This is a genomic window from Terracoccus luteus, from assembly GCF_003635045.1.
Taxonomy (GTDB): Bacteria; Actinomycetota; Actinomycetes; order Actinomycetales; family Dermatophilaceae; genus Terracoccus; species Terracoccus luteus.
Window position 1 is genome coordinate 1,987,299 of the sequence record NZ_RBXT01000001.1, and the last position, 14,982, is coordinate 2,002,280.

The 14,982-nt window shown below is 75.1% G+C and carries 15 protein-coding genes; 3 read left to right on the plus strand and 12 right to left on the minus strand.

Annotation, left to right across the window (positions count from 1 at the left end; translation table 11 throughout):
• Window positions 1-89: 89 nt before the first annotated feature.
• Both groL and groES read right to left on the minus strand, forming a co-directional pair.
• The gene (gene groL, locus DFJ68_RS09035) at window positions 90-1,706 is read right to left on the minus strand and encodes a chaperonin GroEL (RefSeq protein ID WP_121032533.1); all 1,617 of its coding nucleotides are present in this window, start codon (window positions 1,704-1,706) and stop codon (window positions 90-92) included.
• 134 nt (window positions 1,707-1,840) lie between these two features.
• Window positions 1,841-2,137 (minus strand): co-chaperone GroES, encoded by a 297-nt coding sequence (gene groES / locus DFJ68_RS09040; RefSeq protein ID WP_121032535.1) that lies wholly within the window; start codon window positions 2,135-2,137, stop codon window positions 1,841-1,843.
• Window positions 2,138-2,433: 296 nt separating this feature from the next.
• Between groES and DFJ68_RS09045 the strand changes: the two genes are divergently transcribed.
• A complete protein-coding gene (locus tag DFJ68_RS09045) occupies window positions 2,434-3,675 on the plus strand; it encodes a THUMP-like domain-containing protein (RefSeq protein WP_121032537.1) in 1,242 nt (413 codons plus the stop codon).
• A gap of 27 nt (window positions 3,676-3,702) precedes the next feature.
• On the opposite strand, the gene DFJ68_RS09050 is transcribed toward DFJ68_RS09045, so the two are convergent.
• The 3 genes from DFJ68_RS09050 to DFJ68_RS09060 form a co-directional block, all read right to left on the minus strand.
• Window positions 3,703-4,221 (minus strand): SRPBCC family protein, encoded by a 519-nt coding sequence (locus tag DFJ68_RS09050; RefSeq protein ID WP_121032539.1) that lies wholly within the window; start codon window positions 4,219-4,221, stop codon window positions 3,703-3,705.
• A 90-nt stretch (window positions 4,222-4,311) separates the two neighbouring features.
• The gene (locus DFJ68_RS09055; RefSeq protein WP_121035240.1) at window positions 4,312-5,187 is read right to left on the minus strand and encodes a PfkB family carbohydrate kinase; all 876 of its coding nucleotides are present in this window, start codon (window positions 5,185-5,187) and stop codon (window positions 4,312-4,314) included.
• On the minus strand, window positions 5,184-6,239 hold the full coding sequence (locus tag DFJ68_RS09060; protein WP_121032541.1) for a nucleoside hydrolase: 1,056 nt from the start codon (window positions 6,237-6,239) through the stop codon (window positions 5,184-5,186). The genes DFJ68_RS09055 and DFJ68_RS09060 overlap by 4 nt, the downstream gene beginning before the upstream one ends.
• A gap of 78 nt (window positions 6,240-6,317) precedes the next feature.
• Here DFJ68_RS09060 and DFJ68_RS09065 point away from each other — a divergent pair, with 78 nt between their 5' ends.
• Together DFJ68_RS09065 and DFJ68_RS09070 are read left to right on the plus strand one after the other, a co-directional pair.
• Entirely contained in the window at window positions 6,318-7,439 is a 1,122-nt protein-coding gene (locus tag DFJ68_RS09065; RefSeq protein ID WP_121032543.1) for a spore photoproduct lyase family protein, read from the plus strand.
• Between the two features lie 40 nt (window positions 7,440-7,479).
• Complete coding sequence (locus DFJ68_RS09070; RefSeq protein ID WP_245963555.1) at window positions 7,480-8,856, plus strand: glycoside hydrolase family 3 N-terminal domain-containing protein; 1,377 nt, start codon at window positions 7,480-7,482, stop codon at window positions 8,854-8,856.
• A gap of 10 nt (window positions 8,857-8,866) precedes the next feature.
• On the opposite strand, the gene rimI is transcribed toward DFJ68_RS09070, so the two are convergent.
• The 7 genes from rimI to DFJ68_RS09105 are packed head-to-tail and all read right to left on the minus strand — an operon-like array spanning window position 8,867 to window position 14,976.
• On the minus strand, window positions 8,867-9,349 hold the full coding sequence (rimI, locus tag DFJ68_RS09075; protein ID WP_245963556.1) for a ribosomal protein S18-alanine N-acetyltransferase: 483 nt from the start codon (window positions 9,347-9,349) through the stop codon (window positions 8,867-8,869).
• Entirely contained in the window at window positions 9,346-10,068 is a 723-nt protein-coding gene (gene tsaB / locus DFJ68_RS09080) for a tRNA (adenosine(37)-N6)-threonylcarbamoyltransferase complex dimerization subunit type 1 TsaB (protein WP_121032545.1), read from the minus strand. The genes rimI and tsaB overlap by 4 nt, the downstream gene beginning before the upstream one ends.
• Before the next feature lie 9 nt (window positions 10,069-10,077).
• Window positions 10,078-10,572, minus strand: a complete 495-nt coding sequence (tsaE, locus tag DFJ68_RS09085; RefSeq protein ID WP_121032547.1) for a tRNA (adenosine(37)-N6)-threonylcarbamoyltransferase complex ATPase subunit type 1 TsaE — start codon at window positions 10,570-10,572, stop codon at window positions 10,078-10,080.
• The gene (locus tag DFJ68_RS09090; protein WP_121032549.1) at window positions 10,562-11,851 is read right to left on the minus strand and encodes an alpha/beta fold hydrolase; all 1,290 of its coding nucleotides are present in this window, start codon (window positions 11,849-11,851) and stop codon (window positions 10,562-10,564) included. Before DFJ68_RS09090 ends, tsaE begins: the two co-directional genes overlap by 11 nt.
• A complete protein-coding gene (gene alr / locus DFJ68_RS09095; RefSeq protein ID WP_121032551.1) occupies window positions 11,848-13,053 on the minus strand; it encodes an alanine racemase in 1,206 nt (401 codons plus the stop codon). Before alr ends, DFJ68_RS09090 begins: the two co-directional genes overlap by 4 nt.
• The gene (locus DFJ68_RS09100; RefSeq protein ID WP_121032553.1) at window positions 13,050-14,615 is read right to left on the minus strand and encodes a bifunctional ADP-dependent NAD(P)H-hydrate dehydratase/NAD(P)H-hydrate epimerase; all 1,566 of its coding nucleotides are present in this window, start codon (window positions 14,613-14,615) and stop codon (window positions 13,050-13,052) included. Before DFJ68_RS09100 ends, alr begins: the two co-directional genes overlap by 4 nt.
• A gap of 10 nt (window positions 14,616-14,625) precedes the next feature.
• Complete coding sequence (locus tag DFJ68_RS09105) at window positions 14,626-14,976, minus strand: holo-ACP synthase (RefSeq protein ID WP_121032555.1); 351 nt, start codon at window positions 14,974-14,976, stop codon at window positions 14,626-14,628.
• Window positions 14,977-14,982: the final 6 nt, after the last annotated feature.

Sequence of the window (14,982 nt, forward strand, 5' to 3'; positions counted from 1 at the left end):
AGGGCCGCTCCCCACCGGGGAGCGGCCCTTCGTCGTGTCACGCAGGGTCATACAAGGTCACACAGGGTCATGCAGGTTTCCGAGACCGGTCAGTGACCGTGCCCGTGCCCGTGGCCGCCGGCCTCGGGCTGCTCGTCCTCGGGCTTGTCGACGACGAGCGTGTCGGTCGTGAGGATCATCGACGCGATCGACTCGGCGTTGCGCAGCGCGGAGCGGGTGACCTTGACCGGGTCGATGACACCGGCGGCGATGAGGTCGCCGTACTCGCCCGTGGCGGCGTTGAGGCCCTGGCCGAGGGGAAGCTCGGCGACCTTCGAGGTGACGACGTAGCCCTGCAGGCCCGCGTTCTCGGCGATCCACCGCAGCGGCTCGGCGACGGCCTTGCGCACGATCGAGGCACCGGTGGCCTCGTCGCCCGTCAGGTCGAGCGCGTCGATGGCCGTGGCGGCGTGGATGAGGGCGGTGCCGCCACCGGCGACGATGCCCTCCTCGATGGCCGCGCGGGTCGCCGAGATGGCGTCCTCGATGCGGTGCTTCTTCTCCTTGAGCTCGACCTCGGTGTGCGCGCCGACCTTGATGACGCAGACGCCGCCGGCCAGCTTGGCCAGGCGCTCCTGCAGCTTCTCGCGGTCCCAGTCGCTGTCGGTACGCTCGATCTCCGACTTGATCTGGTTGACGCGGCCGACGACCTCGGACTCCTCGCCGGCGCCGTCGATGATCGTCGTGGCGTCCTTGGTGAGGACGACGCGACGGGCCTGGCCGAGCACGGTGAGGTCGGCCTGGTCGAGCGAGAGCCCGACCTCGGGGGCGATGACCTGGCCACCGGTGAGCACGGCGATGTCCTGGAGCATGGCCTTGCGGCGGTCGCCGAAGCCGGGCGCCTTGACGGCGGCGACGTTGAACGTGCCGCGGATCTTGTTCACGACGAGCGTCGAGAGGGCCTCGCCGTCGACGTCCTCGGCGATGATGAGCAGCGGCTTGCCCGACTGGACGACCTTCTCGAGCACCGGGAGGACCTCGGCGACCGAGCTGATCTTGCCCTGGTTGATGAGCACGTAGGCGTCCTCGAGGACGGTCTCCATGCGCTCGGTGTCGGTGACGAAGTAGGCCGACAGGTAGCCCTTGTCGAACTGCATGCCCTCGGTGAACTCGAGCTCGGTGTTCGTCGTCGAGCTCTCCTCGACGGTGATGACACCGTCCTTGCCGACCTTGTCGAAGGCCTCGCCGATGAGCGTGCCGAGCGTGGAGTCCTGCGCGGAGAGGGTGGCGACCGAGCTGATCTCGTCCTTGCCCTCGACCTCACGGGCGTTCTTCAGCAGCTCGTCGTTGACGGCGGTGACGGCCTTGTCCATGCCGCGCTTGAGGGCGGCGGGGGCGGCACCGGCGGCGACGTTGCGCAGGCCCTCCTTGACCATGGCCTGGGCGAGCACGGTCGCGGTCGTCGTGCCGTCACCGGCGACGTCGTTGGTCTTGGTCGCGACCTCCTTGGCGAGCTGCGCGCCGAGGTTCTCGTAGGCGTCCTCGAGCTCGATCTCGCGGGCGATGGTGACGCCGTCGTTCGTGATCGTCGGGGCGCCCCACTTCTTGTCGATGACGACGTTGCGGCCCTTCGGGCCGAGCGTCACCTTGACGGCGTTGGCGAGCGCGTCGACGCCACGCTCGAGAGACTTGCGGGCGGAGTCGTTGAACTCCAGCTTCTTGGCCATGACTGTCCTTGTCCTTGCGAAGATCGGTAGTGGTGGTACGGGGGCGCAACGCGACACACCCCAGCGAGACCCCGAGGGGGCTCACCGGGGTGCGGTCGCGGATCGCCGGTCGGCGAGACGCGCGGGGGCGTCGGTCAGCCGACGACCGCGAGCACGTCGCGGGCCGAGAGGATGAGGTACTCCTCGCCGGCGTACTTGATCTCGGTGCCGCCGTACTTGCTGTAGATGACCTTGTCGCCGACCTTGACGTCGAGCGGCACGCGCTCGGTGCCGGTGTCGTTGAAGCGACCGGGGCCGACGGCCAGGACCTCGCCCTCCTGGGGCTTCTCCTTGGCGGTGTCGGGGATGACGAGGCCGGACGCGGTGGTCTGCTCGGCCTCGAGGGACTTGACGACGATGCGGTCTTCGAGCGGCTTGATGGAAACCGACACGGTGGTGACCTTCCCTTCGGGACTGTCGGTGTGGCGGTCGGCGGGTCTCCCCGACGACGGGCGCCACGACGGACGATGACTCTGACTGGTGGCTCTCGGGCAACCGGCCGCCGTCGCGGGGGTCGACAGGCTCCGTCGAGCTTCTGGCACTTTCGAGGTGAGAGTGCCAACAGGAAGAAATCTAGGTAGCGGTTAGCACTCGGTCAAGTCGAGTGCCAGCCCGGGCGCGCCGCAGCCACCCCGACCGCACCCACCACGCCCACCACGCCCAGGACCCCGGGTGGCAGGATGCCGGGATGGACGCCGCGATGGTCGACCGCCTCGCCGGTGGCGAGGGATGGGGCCTGCTGCAGTCGCTGCCCCCGTACGAGCCGTCGCAGTCGCTCGCGCTGCAGGACCGCCTCAGGGCGGCCGGCTTCGACGCCGACCTCGTCGCCGCGGCTCTGAGCCAGTCGCGGCTGCGGGCCAGGGCGGCCGAGAAGTTCGGGGAGTTCGCCGACGGGATGCTCTTCACCCCCGACGGCCTCGAGCAGGCGACCCGGCTGGCCGTGGCCGCCCGGCACGCCCAGCGCTTCCGTGCCGCGGGCGTCGAGCTCGTGCACGACCTCGGCTGCGGCCTCGGCGCCGACGCCATGGCCGTGGCGGGGCTCGACCTCGCCGTGGGCGCCGTCGACGCCGACCCGGTGACCGCCCGGGTGGCCGCGGTCAACCTGCGCCACTGGGCGTCGGCCCGGGTCGAGTGCGCCCTCGTCGAGGACGTCGTGCTTCCCGTGGGCCCCGAGGCCGGCCGGCAGGGCGTGTGGCTCGACCCCGCCCGGCGCACGCCCGGCGTGGCCGACGTCAACGGCCGCACCCGACGGGTGTTCTCCCTCGACGCCATCTCGCCGTCGTGGCAGGAGGTGCTCGCGCTCGCCGGGCAGGTGCCCGCCACCGGCGCCAAGCTCTCGCCCGGCCTGCCGCACGGCGCCGTGCCGCCCGGCTGCGAGGCGCAGTGGACCTCGTGGCGCGGCGAGGTGCTCGAGGCGACCGTGTGGTGGGGCCCGCTCGTGCACTCCCCCGGTCGCACCGCGGCCGTCTGCTCCGACAGCGTCACCGACACGATCACCGAGTCGGAGGCGGCGCCCGGCCGCGACGTCGCGACGGCGGCCTCCGTGGGCCGGCTCGGCGAGTGGCTCTACGAGCCCGACCGGGCCGTCATCCGGGCGGGCCTCACCGGCGCGCTCGTCGCGGCCGTCGACGGCGAGGAGCTCGACCCCGGCGTGGGCTACGTCGCCGGCCACACGGCATCCGACGTGCGGTGGGCCAGGCGCTACCGGGTGCTCGAGGCGATGCCCCTGTCGACGAAGGCGCTGGCGCGCTGGCTGCGCGACCGCGGGTACGACCGCGTCACGGTCAAGAAGCGGGGTGTCACCCTCGACGCCGACGTGCTGCGGCGCCAGCTGAAGATGACCGGCCGTGGCCGCGGCGGGTCGGAGGCCACCCTCGTGCTCACCCGCGTGCGCGGCGCCCAGGTCGCGCTCGTCGTCACCCCCGCCTAGAGGCCGTCGGATGCCGGGCGGCCGGCGTCACGCCGACGCGAGCGCCGCGCGGTAGAGCGGGTGCAGGGCACCCCAGGTCGCGTCCCAGTCGGGCAGGGCGTCGCCGTCGGCCGCATCGTCGTGGGAGAGGTCGGCCTCGAGGCGACGCACGTAGGTGTCCCACCCGGCGGCGTACCCGGCGGCCGGACCCTCGGGCAGCCCCTCGTGGCACAGCCGCAGGCGCGCTCCCCCGGGGTCGGCCGCCACCTCGACCGTCACCGTGGTGTCGTGGCCGCCGACGGGCCAGCGCCAGACGAACGACTCCGGCGGGGTGCAGTCGGTGAGCGTGCACGCCGGCGTGTCGTCGTCGTCGAAGTGGATCGTGAACTCGCCCCCCGGGCGCAGGTCGCCGGTGACGCGGGCGAACCACCGCGCCAGCCGGTCGGGCTCGGTGCACGCCGACCACAGGTCGGGAGCGGTCGTGGGGTAGAGCCGGTCGATCTCGACGGTGACGGAGCCGCCCGTGCGGTGCACCGCTGCGAGCATCTCGTCGAGGGGTGTGGCCATGGGTCCTCCCGGGGTCGGCGCCGACCTGCCCCTGACCGAGGGGCCGACGGGGTACCGCCAGCGTACCCAGTCGGTTACGTACCCGTCCAGTTACATCCACAGCGGCAGCATCGTCGGCCCGCCGACACCGAGGATGCCGGTCTCGGACCGACGCTGCCGGGTGGCGGCCGCGGTCGCCGCCTCGAGCGCCCCCTGCCGGTCGAGGCCGTCGGCGAGGGCCGCCGCGAGGGTTCCGGCGAAGGTCTCGCCGACCGGGGGCCGGTCGGCGTCGGGCCGGTCGCCCTCGGGCTCGTCGACCGGCTCGCGGTCGACGCCCTCGGTGCCCCAGCGACAGCCGTGCGGCCCGAAGGTGACGAGCAGCGACTCGGGCAGCAGGGACGAGTCGGCGAGCAGGCGCATCCCGGTCTCGTCGACGACGACGGGGTCGGCCGCGGCGACGACGTCCGGCGGCAGCGGGAGGAAGGGGGCCAGGTGGACGACGAGGCGGGCACCGGCCCGCTGCGCCGCCCGAGCGGTGTCCATCACCGTCGTCCGGCCCACCCCGGGGGACACGAGCACGACGTCATCGGCACCGAGCTGCAGCGCGCGCGGAGTCAGCGACTCGTGGGGCACGGCGAGGTTGGCCCCCGGCACGGCCACCGTCGTCGACGCCGCGTGCTCGTCGAGGGTGACGTGCACGGTTCCGGTGGGGCTCCCGGTGTCGCGGTGCACGGACGTGGTCACCCCCGCCTTCTCGAGCCGTCGCACGCACTGCCGACCGGCGTCGTCGTCGCCCACCGCGCCGACGACGAGCACGTCCGCCCCGGCCGCGCGGGCCGCCAGCGCCTGGGTCATGGCCGCCCCTGCGGCGACCCGGCCGCCGTGCAGGCCGACGACGTGCTCGCCGGGGCCGGGGTGCCGCTCGACGTGGGTGACGACGACGACCTCGAGCGCCCCGACCACGACGATGCGCCCGCGGGCGGTCACCGGTCGGCCCCAGCCGCGCCGGCGAGGGTCTCGCGCCACAGCCGCGCGTAGCGCGGGCCGTCGACGCCCAGGGCGACGTCGACGCGCGTCGGGGCCTCGCCGTGCGGGTCGTGGGCGAGGTCGCCGCTCCAGTCGCGACGGTCGACGATGGTGCGCCCGCGCGACCACGTGCCCGCGAGCTCGACGCGCAGGGGCAGGGGGCGGGTGCTCACGCCGGCCGGGTCGATGACCGCGCACACCGCCCCGGCGTCGCCGATCGTGGCCGCCGAGGTGGCGAAGCGCTCGCACTGGAAGGCGACGAGCCGGCCGCCCAGCTCGGCGGCCCCGCGACCCCCGGCCTCGACGAGGGTCGCGGCCTCCTCGGCGCTCACGACCGGCTCGTAGAAGACGTCGAGGCCGTACATCGTCAGGGGGATGCCGAGGTCACCGGCCGCGTCGAGCACGATCGCCGCGGCCTCCGGGTCGTGGAAGACGTTGAACTCCGCCGATGCCGTCGCGTTGCCGACGTCGGCGGCGCCGCCCATGAAGACGATCCGCTCGATGCCGGACGAGACCTCGGGATGGGTGCGCAGCAGCAGGGCGACGTTCGTCAGCGGCGCCAGGGGGACGAGGGTGAGCGGCCGCCCGTCCGCGGCGGCCTCGAGGCACAGGTCGCGCAGCAGCGCGACGGCGTGCCGCGGGTCGGGCGCCAGGGTCGGCGCCGCCCACCCGAGGTCGCCCATGCCGTCGTCGCCGTGCACGTGCCGGGCGTCGACGGGGGTCTCGAGCAGCGGACGGTCGGCCCCGCGCGCGACGGGGACGTCACGGCATCCGGCCGCCTCGAGCGCGACGAGGGTGTTGCGCACGACGTCGTCGACGGGGGCGTTGCCGCCCACGCACGTGACACCGCGCAGGTCGAGCGCCGGGTGGAGGGCGGCGAGCAGCAGCGCGCACGCGTCGTCGACCCCGGTGTCGACGTCGAGCACGACCGGGACCGGGTCGGGGACAGGCCCCGACGTGGGGCTCGGGGTGGGGTGCTCGGGCTGCGGGGCGGGGTCTGTCGTCGACGTCACGCCCGCACGCTACCCGCGCGGCACGACCAGGGCCCGGGGGCGGGAAGGCCCACGGACACGGCGGTGTTGACCACGGTGATGACCCCAGTCAACTCGTCGCCGAGCCCCGTCCCTCCCGTCACCGACCTGCGCCCGGCCCGACGCTGGGTGCCGCGGCACGTCGTCGTCACGCGCTCAGCGGCCGAGCGACCGCACACCGCCGAGATCCTGCGCCGCGTCGAGGCGGCCGGCGTCACCGACGTGCAGCTGCTCACCGCCGACCGCATCACCTCGCCGCGGGGGCTCTCGGAGCGGGAGGCCTACGCGCGCGCGAAGGACACCCTGGCCGTCGTCGTGGCGCCACCGTCGCAGCTGCGCCCCCAGCCCATCCCGCCGTCGGCCGACTGGCGGCTCGACCTCGCGAAGGGCTGCCCGGCCCACTGCCAGTACTGCTACCTCGCAGGCTCGCTGACAGGTCCGCCGATCACCCGCGTCTACGCGAACGTGGACGACGTCCTCGCGCCCATCCGGTCGCTCACCGGCAGCGGCTCGGTGACGACGGGCGACGCCGACCGCGCCGGCGAGGGCACGACCTTCGAGCTGTCGTGCTACACCGACCCACTCGGCATCGAGCACCTCACCGGCTCGCTCGCCGCCGCCGTGACCGAGGTCGGCACCGGGCTGCACGGCGACGGTGCCTCGCTGCGCTTCACGACGAAGTTCGACGACGTGGCGCCGCTGCTCGCACTGCCGCACGGCCGGCGCACGCGAGTCCGCTTCTCGCTCAACGCTTCCGGGGTCGAACGCTTCGAGGGTGGCACCGCCCGGATGCCGGAACGGGTGGCCGCCCTCGGCCGCGTCGCCCGGGCCGGCTACCCCGTCGGGCTAACCATCGCGCCCGTCATGCCCGTCGACGGCTGGCGCGAGCAGTACGCCGCGCTGCTCGACGCCGTCGCCCTGGCCCTCGCCGGCGTCGACGACCTCGACGTCACCGCGGAGGTCATCACGCACCGCTTCACGCCGGGCAGCAAGGAGGTCATCCAGGGCTGGTACCCGCGCACCCGGCTCGACCTCGACGAGGACGGTCGGCGGGCCAAGCGCTCGACGTTCGGCGGCGTCAAGTACGTCTACCCGGGCGAGACGATGCGCGAGCTGCGGGGCTGGTTCACGGACGAGCTCGACGCCCGCCTGCCGCAGGCCCGGCTCCTCTACTGGACCTGACGTCCGGCCGACGCCCAGCCGGCGCGGCTAGGGTCGCCGGGTGACCCACCACTGCACCCCGTCACCCCGCCCCCTCGTCACCGCCCTCGCCGTGGCTGCCCTGGCCGCTCTCGGGGCGTGCTCCGGTGGGTCCACCCCAACGGCGCCCGGTGCGTCGGCGGTCCCGACCGGACCGGCGGGCTCCTCCCCGGCGACCGCGGTGCCGACCCGCAGCGCCACGTCGACGACCGACGCGCCGTCGAGCCCGTCCGGCTCCACCAGCCCGTCCAGCCCGTCCAGCCCGTCCAGCTCGACGGGTGCGGCCACCGTGACGGGCACCACGAGCAGTGCGGGCGGGGCGCCGGCGCCGACCACGACGGCATCCACCTCGTGCGCGGAGCGTGTCGTCGACGGGCTCTCGGCCACGCAGCAGGCGGGTCAGCTGCTCATGGTCGGTCTCGACTCCGGCGCGTCGCGCACGAGCCTCGACGCGCTCGTGCAGCAGCGCCACCTCGGCGGCGTCATCCTGCTCGGCGGGTGGACCTCCGGCGCCGCTCGCGTCGAGGCGACGACCTCGCACCTCGAGAGCCTCGCGGGCGAGAGCACCGGCGGGCTCGGCCTGCTGCTCGCCGCCGACCAGGAGGGCGGCCAGGTGCAGCAGCTGCGGGGCAGCGGCTTCGACCGGATGCCGTCGGCCCTGACCCAGGGCACGTGGAGCGCCGACCGGCTCACGTCGGAGGCCACCGGGTGGGCCCGGCAGCTCAAGGCCGCGGGCATCAACGTCAACCTCGCCCCCGTGGCCGACACGGTGCCGACGGGCATCGGCACGAAGAACGGACCCATCGGCCGCTACGGGCGCCAGTACTCGAGCGACCCGGCCCAGGTCGGTGAGAGCGTCGGGGCGTTCGTGGCGGGGATGCGCGCGGGCGGCGTCGCCTCGACCGTCAAGCACTTCCCCGGCATCGGCCGCATCACCGGCAACACCGACACGACCGCGAGCGGCATCACCGACCGCACCACGAGCGCCACCGACCCCTACCTCGAGCCCTTCGCCGACGGCATCCGTGACGGCGCCGACCTCGTCATGGTCGGCTCGGCGGTCTACCCGAGGATCGACGGGTCGACGAACGCCGTCTTCAGCCGGGCCGTGGTCACCGGCGTCCTGCGCGACCGCCTCGGGTGGCAGGGCGTGACGATCACCGACGACGTGGGCGCGGCCGCGGCGGTCGCCGACGTCCCCGTCGCCCAGCGGGCGGTGCGCTTCGTCGAGGCCGGCGGCGACATCGTGCTCACCGCGGTGCCGAGCACCGTGGGCCCCATGCACGAGGCACTCAAGGCGGAGATGAGCAAGGATGCCGGGTTCGCCGCGCAGGTACGTGCCGCCGCCGTGCGGGTGGTGGCCCTCAAGGCCCGGCTCGGCCTCGCCTCGTGCGGCTGAGACCGGGTCGTCAGCCGGCGTCCGTCCGCAGCAGCAGCCGCATGACGAGGGCGTCGACACCGTCGGGCTGGTAGTAGCGACGGCGCACCGAGATGACCTCGAAACCGGTGCTGTCGTAGAGCCGCCGGGCCGCGTCGTTGTCGGCTCGCACCTCGAGCAGCAGGGCCTCGGCGCCGCGCGCGGTGGCCCGGCGCACGAGCCCGTCGAGCAGGACGCGGCCGAGCCCCCGGCCGCGGTACGCCGGCAGGGTGGCGACGGTCATGACGTCGGCGACGTCGCCGGCGACGTCGATCCCGGCGTACCCGGCGGGGGCGGTTGCGCCCGAGTCCGTGGTCACCTCGGCGACGACGTACTCACGGCGGGGGCGCTGGGCCAGCTCGGCCCACCACGTCGCCTCGGTCCACGCCTCGGGGCCGAACAGCTCGCGCTCGACGCCGGCGAGGGCCGAGAGGTCGGTCCAGCGCAGCTCGCGCAGGCGGGGCTCCGGGTTCACCCGGGCGGCGCCGTGCCGACAGCGGGGGCGACGGCGGGGGCGGCATCAGGCCGGCGGAGGTAGAGCGGCTCGAGGCCGTCGAAGCCTCCCACGGCGTCGACGCGCTGCAGGGACGCGGCGTCCTCCTCCCGACCGGCGGCGCGCAGGCGCCGGGCGGCGAGGTCGGCGAGGGCCCCGGCGCTGACGTCGAGCGGCAGCCCCGACCCGCTGAGGGACTCGGGCCACAGGCCCGGCCCGCGGCCCGCGGCGGGCAGCGCGCGCCACTCGTCCGGGAGGTCGACGGCCTTGGCCACCACGGGGCCCTCGAGCCGGTGGGCGCCGTCGTCGTCGAGGTCGTAGCGGGCGGCGTAGACCTCCTTGCGGCGGGCGTCGGTGGCGACGAGCAGCCCGCCGCGGTGACCGCCCAGCCAGGCCTCGTGCGCGAGGGCGTCGTGGCTCGTCAGCCCGCGCACGGGGACGCCGAGGGCGAAGCCGACGGTGCGGGCGGTGACGATGCCGACGCGCAGCCCCGTGAACGGCCCCGGCCCGATGCCGCACACGACGTCCGTGACGTCACCGGGCTCGCGGCCCACGTCGGCGAGCACGGCCCGGATGCCGGGGGCCAGGTGCTCCGTGTGGGCGCGGGCGTCGAGGGTGCTCGACTGCGCCAGCACCGCGGCACCGTCGTGCAGGGCCGTCGTGATGGCCGTCGTCGAGGTGTCGATCGCGAGCAGGAGCACGTCGTCAGGCTACCGGGGCGCGGGCCCGGCCCCGACCGACCCGTCGCCCTCGGCGAGGGCCGCCACGACGACGTCCCACCGGGCGCCGACGCCGACGACCCGGGCGGTGCGGGCGGGCTCGCCGGTGAGCGTGATCTCGAGGCGCTCGTCGCTCAGCTGCTCGGCCAGCCCCGCGCCCCACTCGACGACGGTGACGCTCGTGTCGAGGTCGGCGTCGAGGTCGAGGTCGTCGAGCTCGAGGGCGCTGCCGAGCCGGTAGGCGTCGACGTGCACGAGCGCCGGCCCATCGACGAGCGACGGGTGGACCCGCGCGATGACGAAGGTCGGGGAGGTGACGGGGCCGCGGACGCCGAGCCCCTCACCGAGGGCCTGGGTGAAGGTCGTCTTGCCGGCGCCGAGGTCACCGGTGAGCACGACGACGTCGCCACCGCGCAGCAGCGTGCCGAGGCGTCGACCGGCATCCTGGGTGAGTTCGACCGTGGGCCAGCTGAGCTCACGCTCCACGGCTCGACTCCCCTCGACGCCCGGCACTCTTCGCCCTCTCGCGCGGCGCCTTGCCGCGCGACCGCACGAGCGCCTCCGCCTCCTGCTCGAGCCGCCGCACCCGGCGCGCCTTGGCGACGTCGGTGACGACCCGGCGCACCCGCGGCTGGGAGGCGGTGTCGATGTCCTCGGCCTCGGCCCGGGTCGCCCGCTCGATGAGCTGCAGCAGGTGCTGGTTCAGCAGCTCGGGGTGCTCGAGCATGATGACGTGGCCGGCGTCGTTGACGACGATGTGCTCGGCGCCGGGGATGGCCTCGACGATGAGGTCGCTGTGCGCCGGCGGCGTGAGGATGTCCTGCCGGCCGTTGAAGACGAGCACCATGGCGTGCCGAAACTGCGCCAGCACCGGCCGCTTGTCGTAGCCGTCGAACGTCTTGAGGAATCCGTTGATGACGTCGAGCGGGGTGCCGAGCAGGATGTCGGCGGTGTAGCGCACGACCGACCGCGGCACCGGCGAGGCGAAGGAGTTCTGCTCGACGAGGAACAGCTCGACGTCCCGGGCGGCCCGGCGGATGTCGGCGAAGATCTGCGGGCGGGTGCTGAGCGGCGTGAGCACGGCGGGGCCGAAGCGGTTGAGCAGCGTGCGGGCCACCGTGGCGATGCGGCCGCCGTTGGCGAGGGTGAGCCCGCCGGGGCTCGTGCCGACGAAGGCGACGCCGGTGACCCGGTCGCGCAGCAGCTCGGGGTACTGCTCCCCCAGCGCGATGACCGTCATTCCGCCCATCGAGTGCCCGACGAGCACGAGGTCACCGTCGGGGGCGTGGGCCTGCAGGACGGCATCGAGGTCCTGGCCGAGCCGGTCGATGACGTAGCTCGACACGTCGCCGCGGGCCGACCGACCGTGGCCGCGTTGGTCCCACGTGACGACCCGGTAGCCGGCGTCGGCGAGGGCCCGGCGCTGGTAGGTCCAGCAGCGCAGGCTGAGGCAGTAGCCGTGCGTGAGCACGACGGTCGGCAGCGCCTCGCGGCGCCCGTCGGCGGTCGTGCGCTCGGCGGCGGCCGCGGCCGCGGCCTCGGTGGGCAGGTCGATCTCGACGTGCAGGGCGACACCGTCGTCGGTGAGCACGACGTGCTCCTCGTCGGGCACGACGTCGACGAGGTCGGCCGTCTCGAGGGCGGCGACGGCCGCCCGGTGCTTGCCGGCGCGGTCCGCCGCGATGCCGGCGGCGGCCGCCGCGGCGACACCGACGGCTCCGGCCGCGACGGCGACGACGGGGTTGCGCACCCAGGAGGGGCTCACGGGGCGGGCACCTCTCCGGCCGGCGACCCGGCATCCGACCCGGCGTCCGAGCCCGCATGCGAACCGATGACCACCCGGGGGACGCGCGGACCGATGCGGGTGACGATCTCGTAGCTGATGGTGCCGGTGGCGTCGGCCCACTGCTGGGCGGTCGGCTCGCCGGGGGCGCCGCCGAAGAGGGTGACGACGTCGCCGGCCCGCGCGGTGCTGTCGGGCCCGAGGTCGACGACGAACTGGTCCATGCAGACGCGCCCGGCGACCGTCGTGCGGTGGTCGCCGACGAGGACCGGCCCGACGTTGGTGGCGTTGCGGGGCACCCCGTCGCCGTAGCCCGCGGGCACGAGCCCGACGACGGTGTCGCCGGGGGTGACGTAGGCGTGGCCGTAGCTGACGCCCTGACCGGCCGGCAGCCCCTTGACGAGGGCGAGGCGCGCCCGCAGCGTCATCACGGGGCGCAGGCCGAAGTCGTCGTCGACCTGCGGCACCGGCGAGAGGCCGTAGAGGGCCAGGCCCGGGCGCACGAGGTCGGCGTGCGCCGCGGGGTGCACGAGCGTGGCCGCGGAGTTGGCCAGGTGGCGCACCTCCGGGCGGCAGCCCTCGCGCTCGGCCTCGGCGGCGGCCTCGAAGAACCGCTCCTGCTGGGCGAGCACCGTCGGGTGGTCGGGGGCGTCGGCGAAGGCGAAGTGGGTCCAGACGCCGACGACGCGCACGACGCCCTCGGCCTCGAGGGGACGGGCGTGGCGCACGAGCGCCGTCCAGTCCTGCCCGTAGGCGCCGCCGCGGCCGAGACCGCTGTCGACCTTGAGGTGCACGCGGGCCGTACGGCCCTCCGCGCGGGCGGCGGCCGCGATCTCGTCGAGCGCCCACGGCGCCGACGCCGACAGGTCGACGTCGCGGCGCACCGCCCCGGCGAAGTCGCTGCCCGGCACCGACAGCCACGACAGCACCGGAGCCGTGAGGCCGGCGTCGCGCAGCGCGACCGCCTCGGCCAGCTGGGCCACGCCGAGCCACGCTGCCCCGGCGGCGACGGCGGTGCGCGCCACCGGCACGAGGCCGTGGCCGTAGGCGTCGGCCTTGACCACGGCCATGAGGTCGGCGCCCGGCGCCCGGTCACGCAGCACGCCGACGTTGTGGGCGAGGGCGTCGAGGTCGACCTCCGCCCACGCCGGCAGCACTGGCCCGACGGCGGTCGTGGGGCTCATCGGTCACCCGCGCGGGTGAGCAGGTCGCGCACGGTGGTCCGGATGCCGTGGGCCACCGCGAGCGCCCTCAGCGGGCCCCCGCCGCTGGCGCGGTCGGCGCTCACCCCGTGCACGAGCGCACCGAGCGAGGCGGCGTCGCGCGGGGTGAGGCCGGCTGCGAGCAGGGTGCCGACGACGCCGGCGAGCACGTCGCCCGCCCCGGCGGTGGCGAGCCACGGCGGGGCGTCGGCCTGGCTGCGCACGGCGGGGGCCGCAGTCGCGTCGGTCGCGTCGGTCGCGTCGGTCGCTTCGGTCTCGTCGTACGTCGGGGTGGGGTCGACGACGAGCGTCGTCGCGCCCTTGAGCAGCACCGTCGCCCCCGTCAGGTCGGCGGCTCGGCGGGCGTGGCGCAGCGGGTCGGCCCGGACGTCGTCGGCGCTCGGGCCGTCGGAGTCCTTGTCCCCCGCCAGGCGGGCGAGAAGCCGGGCCAGCTCGCCCGCGTGGGGGGTGAGCACGGTCGGGGCGGTGCGCGGCAGCGCCTCGGCCTCGAGCAGGTCGAGGCCGCCGGCGTCGAGCACGAGCGGGACGTCGGAGTCGACGGCAACGCGGGCGACCGCGAGCTGGCGCTGCGCGTCGTCACCCTCGGCGGTCGTGTCGAGGCCCGGACCGACGAGCCACGCCTGCACCCGCCCGTCACCCACGACGGCCTCGGGTACCGCGAGTCGCACGAGCCCGGTCGGCGTCGGGGTGCCGACGTAGCGGACCATGCCGACGCCGGCCTCGACGGCCGCGGTGGTGCAGAGCACCGCCGCGCCGGTGTACGACTCGCCGCCGGCGACGACGCCGAGCACGCCCCGGGAGTACTTGTCGTCGCTCGGCCCGGGTACCGGCCACAGCTCGGGCACGTCGTCCCACGTCAGTCGCTCGACCGCCGCCTCGTCGTCGGGGAACTCGACGCCGATGTCGACGACGGTGAGTCGCCCGGTGGCCGCCTCGCCGGCCGGCAGCAGGTGCGCCGGCTTCGGCGTGCCCATCGTCACCGTCTCGTCGGCCCACACCGAGTCGTCGTCGCCGTGCTCGCCGGCGGGGTCGAGACCGCTCGCGAGGTCGACGGCCAGCACCCAGGCGTCGTCGTCGACGGCGTCGAGCAGCGCGGACGCCGGAGCCCGCAGCCCCGGCCGGCCACCGATGCCGACGATGCCGTCGAGCACGAGGTCGGCCTCGGCGACGAGGCGCTCGGCGGCTGTCGGGTCGTCGGTCGCGACGGTCACGTCGACCCCCGCCGTCCGGGCCTCCTCGAGCGCGACGTCGTGCACGCCGTCGAGGCCGTCGGAGGCGAGCACGACTGCGGCACAGGCGAACCCGGCATCGCTGAGCAATGCGGCGGCGAGCAGCGCGTCTCCCCCGTTGTCGCCGCTGCCGACGAGGGCGACGACGCTCGTGCCGTCGCGCTCGTCGAGGCGGGCGGCCGCGACCTCGGCCAGTCCCTCGGCGGCGCGGCGCATGAGCTCGCCCTCGGGCAGGTCGCGGCGGGCGGCGTCCTCGGCCCGGCGGACGGACTCCACGGAGTGGGCGCGGATCATCGGCGGTGGCTCATCCTTCGGCGATGACGACGGCCGAGGCGACCCCGGCGTCGTGGGAGAGGGAGACGTGGAAGCTGTCGACCCCGAGGTCGTTGGCGCGGGCGAGCACCGTGCCGCCGATCTCGAGGGAGGGTCGGCCGGTGTCGTCGGTGACGACGCACGCGTCGGTCCAGTGCAGCCCGGCGGGTGCGCCGAGCGACTTGGCCAGGGCCTCCTTGGCGGCGAACCGCGCTGCGAGAGAGGCGATCCCGAGACCACGCTCGGTCTCGGTGAACAGCCGCTCCCGCAGGGCCGGCGTCCGTGCGAGCGTCTGGCCGAACCGTTCGATGTCGACGACGTCGATGCCGACGCCGACGATCATGCGAGC